Here is a 12,609-nt window from a genome sequence, read left to right on the forward strand (position 1 = left end):
GCATTAGATCTTTGTGCGCCCGTTTGGGCGCACAAACGACGATCTAACTCTTTGAGTCTACGCATCGTGCTTTCCAAAAATCGGACCCGATTTTTGGGCCGATGCGGTCGCGGGCGCGCCGGTGACCGCCGCTTCGGCCGCCGGAATGGCGTCCGGCGTCCCGACGGTGATCCAGCGGCCTCTCATCTTCATGCCGAACAGGCGGCCGGCGTCGATTGCCTTGTCGAAATAGGCGTTGATCGAATGCGGGCCTTCGGGCGCATCCTTGAAGATGCGCGGATCGATGATCGCGGCACCGGCATAGATCAAGCCGGCAGGGTCGCCTTTGGACCGGTGCAGCGCGCCGTCCGGCGCCACGAGGAAGTCGGTGCCGACGCAGTGTCCGATCGCTGAGTCGAGATCGGTGAGCATCAGCAGAATATCCATTCTAGCGGCGTCCCATGCAAGGGCGAGGCGCTCGAGGCTGGGCTCGCCGCTGTCGATCCAGAACGTATCGGCATTGATGATGTAGAAAGGCTCGCCCCCCAGGAACGGCAGCGCCTTGACGATGCCGCCGGCCGAGTCCAGCAGGCCCGCGCGCTCGTCGGAAATGTCGATCTTCGGCGCCCGGCGGCCGGCGACATGGGCGATGATCTGCTCCGGCAGGTAGTGAACGTTGACGACGGCGCTGGCGACGCCGGCGGCTTCCAGGCTGTCCAACCCCCAGTCGAGCAAGGCCTTGCCGGCGATCTTCACCAGCGGCTTCGGCATCGTGTCGGTGATCGGCCGCATGCGGTTGCCGAGACCGGCCGCAAGCACCATCGCGGTCTTCGGCTTCATGGCGAGCGCTCCTCGAGCAGGCCGTGGGCCATGTAAAATTCCTTCAGGCCGGCAAGCGCCGGGTGCGCCAGCGCCCGCCTCAGATAGTCGCGAATGCGCGGCAGGTGCTTCAGATAGTAGGGCTTGCCGTCGCGCTTTTCGAGCCGCACGAAGATGCCCAGGATCTTCGAATTGCGCTGCGCCGCCATGATCGCATAGGCCTCGGCGAAGCCGGCTTCGTCGAAGGCGCCGGCCGAACGCCGCGCCGCGACATAGGCTTCGACCGTCCGCCGCTCGATCTCGGTCGAGACGGTGACACGCGCATCCATGGCCAAAGAGGCGACGTCGTAAGCCGCCGGGCCGATCAGTGCGTCCTGCACGTCGACGATGCCGAGCCGATCGAGGCCGGAACGCTCTGCCCGCCAGATGATGTTGGGCGAATGGAAGTCGCGCAGCATCAGCGTGTATTCCTGGCCCTCGAGCCGGTCGAGCACCGCATTCCATGCCTTGTGGTAGCCTGCCCGCAATGCATCGCTTGCCGGCTCGCCGGTGACCATCGGCACATACCAATCGACCAGAAGGTCCGCTTCGATCAGCATCGCCTCGCGGTCAAAGGGCGGAACGTCGTGGTATACGCCCGGCGCGGCCTCCATGCGGTCAGGCCAGTCCTTGCCATGCATCATGGCGAGCAGCTCCGCCGCTGCCTTATAGCGCTCGGCGATCGGCTGGCCGTCGCCGCCCAAAAATCCTTCCGAGCCGAGATGTTCGAGCAGCAGAAAGCCCTGGTCGAGGTCCTGCGCATGGATAAGCGGCACGCTGACGCCGGCGGCGAGAAGCGCCCGGTCGATGGCGACGAAGGCGGCGACCGACTGTGCGGTGTGAGCGATCACTGCGTAAGGCTTGCCGTCGCGCACCGGCGGTCCGAGCACCAGGCGCGGCGAGTTCATCAGCACCCGCGGCGCCCCGCCGGGAAGCGAGGCGATCTCGTAGGAACGGGCGGACGCGTCGCCGACGAAATGACGGCGGCTCGCTTCGCCCCAGCCGGCCGCGGCCAGGAAATCACGCATCGCCAGCGAGCGCGCCGCGCGCTCGAAGGCGGCTCCCTGTCCGGAGATCCTTGCCGACCGGCCCGCGCCCTGCTCGATAAGCTCGACCTGGAGCGCATTTGCCGGCAGCTGGTCGCCGGCTCGGTCCGGCCATTCGATCAGTGCCGCGCCCTGCGCCAGCGCGTCGTCGAGGCCGAGCTCGTCGAGCTCGTCCGGCGAGGACAGGCGGTAGAGGTCGAAATGGTGCACGGGTATCCGCGTCTCGTAGCTCTGCACCAGCGTGAAGGTCGGGCTCGGCACTTCGAGGCCGGCGTCGTCGGCAAGCGCCCGGATGAGCGCGCGGGCGAGCGTCGACTTGCCGGCGCCGAGATCGCCTTTCAGCGCAATTGCGTCGCCAGCCCGCAGCGCCATGGCAAGGTCTTCGCCAAGCCTCGCGGTCGCCGCCTCGTCGGCGAGAAATCGTTCCAACACCGTTTCTGCCAAAGCGCGTTACTCGGCCGCTTCGCGGATGCCGCCGGAGGGCGTCTCCGGGAAGGTGCAGATCACGGTCGTGCCCTTGTCCGCTCCGGTCTCTATACGCACCGTTCCGCCGTGCAATTCGACGAAGCTCTTGACGATCGACAGTCCCAACCCGGCGCCGCGTCGGCGGCCGCCATTGGCGCGCGGCTCGAAGCGTCGGAAGACCGATTCCAGCACGTCCGGCGGCATGCCCGGCCCGTCGTCATGCACCGAGAATTCGACGCCGTCTGCCATTTGACGGCAAGCGAGCGTGATCGTGCTCGCCGCTGGCGCATAATTTGCGGCATTGCTCAAGAGATTGTAGAGGATCTGGCGGACCCGGATCTCGTCGCCGTGGAAGCTCTTCGGCGCCGATGCAGCGTCGACCTTGAGCTTGATCTGATGCTCCTCCAGCCGGTCCGCGACCAGCTCGGCGGCCGCAGCGATCGTCCTGTCGATACTCATCTCGGAAATGTCGAGCTGCATGATGCCGGCATCGACCGTCGCGAGATCCAGTATGTCGTTGACGATGGTGAGCAGGACCGAGGACGACGAGCCGACATGCTCGACATATTCGCGCTGCTTCGGCGTCAGCGGTCCCGTCGTCGGCAGCGACAGCAGTTCGGTGAAGCCGATGATGTTGGTCAGCGGCGAGCGCAGTTCGTAGGAGACGTGCTGCACGAACTCGTTCTTCAACTGGTCTGACTTCTCCAGCGCCTCGTTCCTGTCCTTCAGCGCCCGCTCGACATTGACGGTGTCGGTGACGTCGACAAAGGTCATCATCACTTGCCCGTTGGGCAGGTGGATCACGGCATAGCTCAGCACCGTGCCGTTGACGAGTTCCGCCTGGCCGTAGCGGTCGCGGCGTTCGTCGTCGAAGCCGGTGATGGCGGCGACGAAGCCGCCCCACGGACTGTCGGCCGCGCGTTGATCGCAAAGGTCGCGGATCGCCGAGACATGCACGTTAGCCTTGATCGCATCCGGCGCCAGCCCCCACAGCGCGATAAAGGCGGGGTTGGACAGGCGCAGCCGTCCGTCCGGGCCGAACACCGCCACGCCCTCCGCCAGATTGTCCAGCGTCTCGCCCTGCACACGCACGGCGGTCTGGTAGCGGCTTTCGAGGTCCATCTTCTCGGTCAGATTCTCGAACACCCAGGTGACGCCGCCCTTGGGCTGCGGGTTGGCCACCACGCGGATCGTCTTGCCGTCCGGCAGGTGCCACCAATGCTCCTGCGATTCGACGGCGCGATAGGCGCCGAGCAGGTTCTCCTTCCAGCGCCGCCATTCCGGCTGTTCGGCGATCTTCCCTTCGCTGCGCAGCCGGTCGAGCAGCAGCGCGTTGGAGGGGGCACTGTGCAGGAAGCCGCCGTCCAGGCCCCACAGTTTCTGGAATGCCTGGTTGAAAAAGCGCAGGTTTTCATCCGTATCGAAGATCGCCACCGCCGTGTTGAGCTGGTCGAGCGTGTCGGCATGGCTGCGCACGGTGCGCTCATATTCGGCGCGGATCGTCTCGATCGCGCTGATGTCGCAGGCGAGCCCCGCCGAGCCGTCGGCGCTCGCAAAGTCGGTGACCGAAAACATGTGGCGATCACCCTCGATGACCGTCGACAATGTCTGCTCGAAGACGGGGCGCGACTTGTGCTGTTCGGCAATCTGCTCGCGCGCCTGTCCGCCGAGGAACTCCTTGGCTTCGCGCACGGCGGCCTCCGCGCTTTCCGCTTCGACCGCCTCGGCATAGGCGCGGTTGACCCATTTCAGCCGCCCGTCGGCCGCCCGCAGCCATGTCGGCATCTTCAGCGCGTCGAGCAGGCCGAGCATGGTATCGTAGTCGGCGCTGAGCCGCTGGTTCTCGACCTTCAGCCGGGCCTGGCTGCGCAGCGTTTCCGACAGCGATATGAAGCGGACCAAGACATGCGCGGCGCTCTTGCGGCCATGCACCTCCAGCGGCATGCCCGCTTGCGTTTCGATGATGAGATCGAAAGTTTTCGCTTGGTCGCGCAGCGCCGCTATGGCGTTCTCGAGCGCCGCGGCGGAGCGCGGCATCAGCCAGCGGCCGAAAGCGAGGAAGGCGGACCGCTCGTCCGGTGCGCCGCTTTCGAGCGGCAGGCTGCCGATCAGCTCCGGTTTCTTGATCTCGGAACTCCACACGACGACGCGCTGGTCGCGCAAATTGAGCAGCGCCTCGGAGCGCTGCAGGGCCGCGTTGACGTCGGCGATTCGCGCCCTGAGCTGGACATTTTGCGACGCCGTCCGTGCCCGCTCGCGGATCAGGAAGATGGCCGAGACAAGGGCTGCCCCCATGACGCCGGCAAACATCGCAAGTTGCATCACCTCGACCGTGCTGACCGCCGCGGCCACGCCGGTATCGGCATGCGCCGCAATGCTAAGCAATGGGGCGGCAGACGTGGCGGCGGCAAGAAGCGTGCCGAGACGGGCGCCGGCGCGCCATGAAAGGGCTCCGCCCGCCGCGGCGGAGCCGGTCGTGATCGAATCCTCGTGGCCGCCGGAAACGGCCTTTCCCGCGCGTGGCGGGTTATCCCCCGGCATGTCTTGGTCCTCTTCGCCGCTTGAATGCAAGACCGCCCTGAATGCGTCCCCGGCCCAACTGTCCCCGGACCGCGAATCACAACAATAACGCCTGCCGGAATCGGCGTGAAGAATCACAGGTGCAAAAAATGAAGCCGGGCGGAAAGTCAACACCCGGCTTCAATATGTTGTAGATATTTCCGTTTTCGTTAATAGCGGTAGTGCTCAGGCTTGAACGGGCCCTGCGGCGTCACGCCGATATAGGCCGCCTGCTCGGAAGAGAGCTCGGTGAGGCGCGCGCCAAGCTTGTCGAGATGCAGTCGCGCCACCTTCTCATCGAGGTGCTTGGGCAGCACATAGACCTGGTTCTGGTACTGGCCGTGCTTGGTGAAGAGCTCGATCTGAGCCAGCACCTGGTTGGTGAACGAAGCCGACATGACGAAGCTCGGATGGCCCGTGGCGTTGCCCAGGTTGAGCAGGCGGCCTTCGGACAGAAGAATCATCCGCTTGCCGTCCGGGAAGGTGATCATGTCCACCTGCGGCTTGACGTTGGTCCATTTCAGGTTGCGGAGAGACGCCACTTGGATCTCGTTGTCGAAGTGGCCGATGTTGCCGACAATCACCATGTCCTTCATCGCCCGCATATGGTCGAGCGTGACGACGTCCTTGTTGCCGGTGGTGGTGATGACGATGTCGGCGGTGGGGGCTGCGTCTTCCAGCGTGACCACTTCGTAGCCGTCCATCGCCGCCTGCAGCGCGCAGATCGGGTCGACCTCGGTCACCTTGACGCGAGCGCCGGCGCCGCGCAGCGAGGCCGACGAGCCCTTGCCGACGTCGCCATAGCCGCAGACGACCGCGACCTTGCCGGCCATCATCGTGTCGGTGCCGCGGCGGATGCCGTCGACCAGCGATTCCTTGCAGCCGTATTTATTGTCGAACTTCGACTTGGTGACGGAGTCGTTGACGTTGATCGCCGGGAAGGGCAGCAGGCCTTTCTTCTGCAGCTGGTAGAGGCGGTTGACGCCGGTGGTCGTCTCCTCGGTGACGCCGCGGATCGCTTCCTTCTGCTTGGCGAAGAAGCCCGGCGAAGCCTTCATGCGCTTCTTGATCTGGGCGAACAGGATCTCTTCCTCTTCGCTGCCAGGACTGGACAGCACGTCCTCACCCGCCTCGGCGCGCGCGCCGAGCAGGATGTACATGGTGGCGTCGCCGCCGTCGTCGAGGATCATGTTGGACGTGCCGCCGTCGGCCCACTGGAAGATCCGGTCGGTGTAATCCCAGTAGTCCTCCAGCGACTCGCCCTTGATGGCGAAGACCGGAATGCCGGCCTCGGCGATCGCCGCGGCGGCGTGATCCTGGGTGGAGAAGATGTTGCAGGAGGCCCAGCGTATATCGGCGCCCAGCGCTCTCAGCGTCTCGATCAGCACCGCGGTCTGGATCGTCATATGCAGCGAGCCGGTGATGCGCGCGCCCTTGAGCGGCTTCTTGTCGCCGAATTCCTCGCGGCAGGCCATCAGGCCCGGCATCTCGGTTTCGGCGATCTCGATCTCCTTGCGGCCCCAGCCGGCAAGCGAAATGTCGGCGACCACATAGTCCTTGCTACCCGTCATGGCAGTGCTCCGGTGTGATTGTCTTCAAAAGCGCGCCGGCGCCGGGACGGCGCATGGAGGGCGCGGATTGCCGGCCTGACTAGCAGATCGGCTGCCAAACGACAATGGGATATAAAGAAATCTTTATTCGTGCATGTCTTTCGAGACAATGCGAGCAGCGATCGGCGGCCTTCAGATTTCCTCGCCGAAGCGCGAGGCGACCAATTGCTCCAGCGCGTCCATGGCCGGACCGGCTTGCGGACCGGTGGCGGTGACGCGGATCGAGTAGCCGGGGCTTGCCGCCAGCATCATCAGGCCCATGATCGAGGTGCCGCCGACCTTCACGCCGTCCTTCTCGACATGGATGGTTGCGTCGAAGCCGCTGGCGACCTGGACGAACTTGGCCGAGGCGCGGGCATGCAGGCCGCGCTGGTTGACGATCGGGAACTCACGCACAACCTCGTCTTTTTCCGGCGCATGGGCGTTCATTTGCTGCTCAGAAGCTGGCTGGCGACGTTGATGTACTTGCGCCCTGCGGCCTGCGCCTCGTCGAGCGCGGCGGCCATGTTGTCGCCCTTGCGGACCGAGGAGAGCTTGATCAGCATCGGCAGGTTCATGCCGGCGATGACCTCGGTGCGGCCCGATTCCATCACCGAGATGGCGAGGTTGGAAGGCGTGCCGCCGAACATGTCGGTGAGCACGATGACGCCGGCCCCGGTGTCGACGCGTGCCACCGCGTCGACGATGTCGGCCCGGCGTTTCTCCATGTCGTCGTCGGCGCCGATCGCGACCGTTTCGAAATTGTCCTGTGGCCCCACCACGTGTTCGACGGCATGCCGGAACTCGGTGGCGAGTTGACCGTGCGTCACGAGCACGAGTCCGATCATTCTTTGGTGGCTCCCGTCATCGCCGCTTTACTGGCGTATTTTATGTTCGCCAACCATTCCAGGCGGCGGGAGCGCTATCTTGTCGACGCACGGCCGGTTGACAAGCCCAAAATTGCGACGGCCCGGTCCATTTTGACGCATTGCAGCAAAAAATCCGGACCCGGATCATGAAAAAGGCGCTATCGACAGCCGCGCCATCACGGCCGGCACGCCTGTGACAACATTGCGCTCCGCAAGATCGATGCGCGGCACCAGGCAGCCCGCGACCGGCTCGCTGATTTCTTCCTGGAAGCGGGCCATTTCCTCTTTCGGCACCAGCCGGACGTGCAGGTCGATCACGCCGCCCGGCTCGAACGGCAGCGGGCTCGGAATGAAGCCGGGCACTTCGGCGAGACCGGCGATGGTGGCCGGCGCCCGGCAGACCAGCCGCCCGTGACGCGGGGCGGCAAGCAGCCTGTCGTCGCCGATCAGTCGCGAAAACAGCCCGCGCACCCGGCAATGATCGATGAGCGTCAGCGCCAGCGTCGTCTTGCCGGCGCCGGACGGCCCGGTGATGAGGACGCCGCGATCGCCGATCAGGATCGCCGTTGCGTGGATATTTTCGGGCTTCACGGCAGGATCGGACATGATCGTTTCTGTCTGGGAACGGAGATCAGCCTTCGGCCGGCAGGGTCACCACGAAGCGCGCGCCCTTGATCTCGCCCGGCTTGGTGCCGGGGATGTTTTCCGCCGTCAGCGTGCCGCCATGCGCTTCGACGATCTGGCGGCTGATCGACAGGCCCAGGCCGGAGTTCTGGCCGAAGGCCTCGCCGGCGGGCCGGTCGGTATAGAAGCGCTCGAAGATGCGATCGATCTTTTCGGCTCTGATGCCCGGACCGTTGTCGTCGACGGTGACGATGTTGAACTTGCCGGCGCGCGCCAGCGAGATGGTGATATGGCCGTGTTCCTCGGGAACGAAGGAACGCGCGTTCTCGATCAGGTTGGTGATGACCTGGCCGATCCTCAGATCATGGCCGACGACGACATAGCCTTTGACGCCCTGCGGCAGCTTGGCGACCTTGAGCTCGATCTCGACCGACTTCTTGTTGCGCGTCGTCTCGCGCGAGACCGCGACAAGATCGGTGATGAACTTCTTCAGGTCGACCGTCGAGGCATCCTCGCGCGCCAATTCGGCATCGAGCCGCGAGGCATCGGAAATGTCGGTGATCAGCCGGTCGAGCCGCTTCACGTCGTGCTGGATGATTTCCATCAAACGCTCGCGTGAGGTGTCGTTCTTGGCCAGAGGCAGCGTTTCGACCGCGCTGCGCAGCGAGGTCAGCGGATTCTTGAGCTCGTGCGAGACATCGGCAGCGAAGCTTTCGATCGCCTCGATGCGCGCATAGAGCGCGTTTGTCATGTCGCGCACCGCGATCGACAGATTGCCGATCTCGTCCTGACGGTCGGAGAAGTCAGGGATCTCCTCGCGGTTCTTGACGCCGCGCCGCACCCGTACGGCGGCAGCCGACAGCCGCCGCAGCGGATTGGCGATCGTGGAGGCCAACAGCAGCGAGAGGATGGCCGTGACGAGCGCCGCGATGCCGAACACGCGCAGGATCGCCTTGCGTTCGGCCGCGACGATCTTGTCGATGTCGCCGCCTTCGGTGGACAGCATCAAGACCCCGAGCACGGCGCGGAAGCGCTGGATCGGCACCGCTACCGAGACGATCTGTTCGCCCTGCTCGCTTACCCGCACGATGGTCGAGGGACTGCCGGTCAGCGCCTTGACCACTTCGGGGAAGGCCGCGCCATTGCCGCCGGGCTGTTCGTGATAGACGGGCAGGTCCTTGTTGCGGAAGAAGTCGAAGACGAATTTCTCGACGCGCTCCAAAAGGCCGGGCTGCTCGTCGTCGACAGGCGGGAGGTCGTAGCGCAGGATCTGGCCGCGCGAATAGAGATGCCGCGAATCGAGCAGCAGGTTCGCGTCGCGGTCGTAGATGCGGGCGCGCGTGCGGGTCGGCGAGATCAGCCGCCGCAGCACCGGCGCCACGCGCTCGGGATTGATCGGGAAGTCGAGATTGTCGAGCTGGTCCGAGCCTGGCCCCAGGCTTTCGCCGGCCTGCAGCTCGAGCAGCTTTTCCGGATCGATGCTGATCGAGTCGGTCTCGACCGTCGCCGAGGCCGCGATGGCGCCAGCGATGATCTCGCCTTGCGTCATCAGGCTTTCGACGCGGGCGTCGATCAGCCCGTCGCGGAAGGTGTTGAGGTAGAGGATGCCCGTGACCAGCACGGCAAGGCCGGCCAGGTTGAGAAACAGGATGCGCCGCGTCAGGCTGGAGAAGATGTGGTGGCCGAGGAAGCGGCGCATCGGCACCGTGATCTTCGACAGGAATGAAGGCACGATACGCGACGGGCGCTTCGCCGCGCCCGCCCGCCTGCCTCGCTCTGCTTCCACTGCCATCAACTAGCAGTCCCTGTCCGGTGAATGGTGCATGGCGAATGGAAAAATGGGGCGATTAGATAGAGCCCAGTGGGCCGCTCGCACCATCCACCATTCACCATTGACTATTCACTATATCAAGCTTCCCGAAACCGGTACCCGACTCCGTAAAGGGTTTCGATCATCTCGAAGTCGTCATCGACGGCCTTGAACTTCTTGCGCAGCCGCTTGATGTGGCTGTCGATGGTGCGGTCGTCGACATAGACCTGCTCATCATAGGCCGAGTCCATCAGCGCATCACGGCTTTTTACCACGCCAGGGCGCTGCGCAAGCGAATGCAGGATCAGGAACTCGGTTACGGTCAGCGTCACCGGCTCGCCCTTCCAGGTGCAGGTGTGCCGCTCCTGGTCCATCACCAGTTGGCCGCGCTCGAGCGAGCGCGCCTGCTGGCTGGGCGCCTTGGCGGCCGCCTCGCGGGCGCTGGTGCGGCGCAGCACCGCGCGCACCCGCTCGACGAGCAAGCGCTGCGAGAACGGTTTGCGGATGAAGTCGTCGGCCCCCATCTTGAGGCCGAACAATTCGTCGATCTCGTCGTCCTTCGAGGTCAGGAAGATCACCGGCAAGTCGGATTTTTGCCGCATCCGGCGCAACAGCTCCATGCCGTCCATGCGCGGCATCTTGATGTCGAGGATGGCGAGGTTGGGCGGCCGCGCCGCCAGGCCTTCGAGTGCCGACGCGCCGTCGGTGTAGGTTTCGACGCGGTAGCCCTCGGATTCGAGCGCGATCGACACCGAAGTCAAAATATTTCGGTCGTCGTCGACAAGCGCGATTGTTGCCATTTCAAGCGGCTCCCTCATGAGCTGTCCCTTCTGTCGTCGAGAAAGGGCTTTTGCAGGACAAATTGGGTACAAAATGTGGCACGGGCCTTGTCCGAAGTCACGGGCGGCCTGCCGCTACACACGATCGCACCCATAACCGGATTGGACGAACGAAGCCTGCCAATCCTTTGGGCAACCTCTGTGATTTTTTGCACATATAAACGATTTAAACAACTTTCAAAATTTTTAAATCGATTAATGATTTGATATCATTCGCCTTTTCTGGTTCTGACCCTAATTAGTCCCTTGCGCGTTCCGGCAATGACCGGTCAGACGCGGCCAAAATCCGGAGAGGAAATTTGATGTCGGAAGCCGGCAAACGCAACCCCGACTGCGCCATTGACGCGATCGGCCTGAAGACCACGGGCACGGTGCGATATAATTTCGGCGCTGCCGAGCTCTATGAGGAAGCGATCCGCCGCGGCGAGGCGAAATTGACCGCGCAGGGCGCGCTGGTTGCCGAGACCGGCCAGCACACCGGACGCTCGCCGAAGGACAAGTTCGTCGTGCGTGACGACAGCACCGCCCCGCATGTCTGGTGGGAAAACAACAAGGCGATCTCGCCGGCGCAGTTCGAGACGCTCCTCGCCGATTTCCGCGCCCATGCTGCCGCCAAGGACCTCTATGTGCAGGATCTCGTCGGCGGCGCCGACGCCGAGTTCCAGCTGCCGGTTCGCGTCGTGACGGAATTCGCCTGGCACTCGCTGTTCATCCGCAATCTCCTGATCCGCCCGCAAGCCGCCGAGCTCGACCGCTTCGTGCCGCAGATGACGATCATCGACCTGCCGTCCTTCCGCGCCGACCCGGCCCGCCACGGCACCCGCGCGGCGACGGTTATCGCGGTCGACCTCACCCGCAAGATCGTGCTGATCGGCGGCACGTCCTATGCCGGCGAGATGAAGAAATCGGTGTTCACCGTGCTGAACTACCTGCTGCCGCAAAAAGGCGTCATGCCGATGCATTGCTCGGCCAACGAAGGACCCGCCGGCGACGCTGCCGTCTTCTTCGGCCTTTCCGGCACAGGCAAGACGACACTGTCGGCCGATCCATCGCGCACACTGATCGGCGACGACGAGCACGGCTGGGGGCCGCACGGCATCTTCAACTTCGAAGGCGGCTGCTACGCCAAGACGATCAGGCTGTCGGCCGAGGCGGAGCCCGAGATATTCGCCACCACGCAGCGCTTCGGCACGGTGCTGGAGAATGTGATTCTCGACGCTGCCCGCGCGCCGGATTTCGACGACGGCCGCCTCACGGAGAACACGCGCTGCGCCTATCCGCTGGACTACATTCCCAATGCCTCGAGGACCGGCCGCGCCGGCCATCCGAAGAACATCATCATGCTGACGGCCGACGCCTTCGGCGTCATGCCGCCGATCGCCCGGCTGACGCCGGCGCAGGCGATGTATCACTTCCTTTCAGGCTATACCGCCAAGGTCGCCGGAACCGAAAAGGGCATAACTGAGCCCGAGGCGACCTTCTCGACCTGCTTCGGCGCGCCCTTCATGCCGCGCCATCCGTCAGAATACGGCAATCTGCTGCGCGAGCTGATCGCCGGCCACGGCGTCGATTGCTGGCTGGTCAACACCGGCTGGACCGGCGGCGCCTATGGTACCGGCCGTCGCATGCCGATCAAGGTGACGCGCGCCCTGCTCGGCGCGGCGCTCGACGGCTCGCTCAATGCCGCCGAATTCCGCACCGATGCCAATTTCGGCTTCGAGGTGCCGGTGGCGGTGCCGGGCGTCGACGGCGCCATTCTCGATCCGCGCTCGACCTGGGCCGACAAGGCGGCCTATGACAGGCAGGCCTCCAAGCTGGTCAACATGTTCGCCGCCAACTTCGAGAAATTCGAAACACATGTCGACGCGGCCATCCGCGGCGCGGCACCGCGCCTGCAGGAGGCGGCGGAATAGCTGCCGCTCCGAACATCTTCCTCCAGGGCCCGGCTTGGGCCGGGCCTTTTCTTTTTCC

The 12,609-nt window shown here is 64.5% G+C and carries 10 protein-coding genes; 1 reads left to right on the plus strand and 9 read right to left on the minus strand.

Annotated features, from left to right (window positions below; genetic code table 11):
- Positions 1-57: 57 nt before the first annotated feature.
- The 9 genes from EOD29_RS19490 to EOD29_RS19535 form a co-directional block, all read right to left on the minus strand.
- The gene (locus EOD29_RS19490; RefSeq protein ID WP_127247495.1) at positions 58-819 is read right to left on the minus strand and encodes a nucleotidyltransferase family protein; all 762 of its coding nucleotides are present in this window, start codon (positions 817-819) and stop codon (positions 58-60) included.
- Complete coding sequence (gene tsaE, locus EOD29_RS19495) at positions 816-2,327, minus strand: tRNA (adenosine(37)-N6)-threonylcarbamoyltransferase complex ATPase subunit type 1 TsaE (RefSeq protein WP_127247496.1); 1,512 nt, start codon at positions 2,325-2,327, stop codon at positions 816-818. The genes EOD29_RS19490 and tsaE overlap by 4 nt, the downstream gene beginning before the upstream one ends.
- A 6-nt stretch (positions 2,328-2,333) precedes the next feature.
- The gene (locus EOD29_RS19500) at positions 2,334-4,889 is read right to left on the minus strand and encodes a PAS domain-containing sensor histidine kinase (RefSeq protein ID WP_127247497.1); all 2,556 of its coding nucleotides are present in this window, start codon (positions 4,887-4,889) and stop codon (positions 2,334-2,336) included.
- A 188-nt stretch (positions 4,890-5,077) separates the two neighbouring features.
- Positions 5,078-6,478: an adenosylhomocysteinase gene (ahcY, locus tag EOD29_RS19505; RefSeq protein ID WP_127239634.1), complete on the minus strand. Its 1,401-nt coding sequence runs from the start codon at positions 6,476-6,478 to the stop codon at positions 5,078-5,080.
- Between the two features lie 171 nt (positions 6,479-6,649).
- Positions 6,650-6,946 (minus strand): HPr family phosphocarrier protein, encoded by a 297-nt coding sequence (locus EOD29_RS19510; protein WP_067323867.1) that lies wholly within the window; start codon positions 6,944-6,946, stop codon positions 6,650-6,652.
- Positions 6,943-7,344, minus strand: coding sequence for a PTS sugar transporter subunit IIA (locus EOD29_RS19515; RefSeq protein ID WP_067002921.1), 402 nt, complete (start codon positions 7,342-7,344; stop codon positions 6,943-6,945). The genes EOD29_RS19510 and EOD29_RS19515 overlap by 4 nt, the downstream gene beginning before the upstream one ends.
- A 165-nt stretch (positions 7,345-7,509) precedes the next feature.
- Positions 7,510-7,971 (minus strand): HPr kinase/phosphorylase, encoded by a 462-nt coding sequence (locus EOD29_RS19525; protein ID WP_127247498.1) that lies wholly within the window; start codon positions 7,969-7,971, stop codon positions 7,510-7,512.
- A 25-nt stretch (positions 7,972-7,996) separates the two neighbouring features.
- Complete coding sequence (locus EOD29_RS19530; protein WP_127247499.1) at positions 7,997-9,781, minus strand: sensor histidine kinase; 1,785 nt, start codon at positions 9,779-9,781, stop codon at positions 7,997-7,999.
- Between the two features lie 116 nt (positions 9,782-9,897).
- Entirely contained in the window at positions 9,898-10,599 is a 702-nt protein-coding gene (locus EOD29_RS19535; protein WP_006201274.1) for a response regulator transcription factor, read from the minus strand.
- Positions 10,600-10,940: 341 nt separating this feature from the next.
- Between EOD29_RS19535 and EOD29_RS19540 the strand changes: the two genes are divergently transcribed.
- The gene (locus tag EOD29_RS19540; protein ID WP_067323873.1) at positions 10,941-12,551 is read left to right on the plus strand and encodes a phosphoenolpyruvate carboxykinase; all 1,611 of its coding nucleotides are present in this window, start codon (positions 10,941-10,943) and stop codon (positions 12,549-12,551) included.
- Positions 12,552-12,609: the final 58 nt, after the last annotated feature.

Origin of the sequence: Mesorhizobium sp. M1A.T.Ca.IN.004.03.1.1 (assembly GCF_003997555.1) — a bacterium.
Classification (GTDB): Bacteria; Pseudomonadota; Alphaproteobacteria; order Rhizobiales; family Rhizobiaceae; genus Mesorhizobium.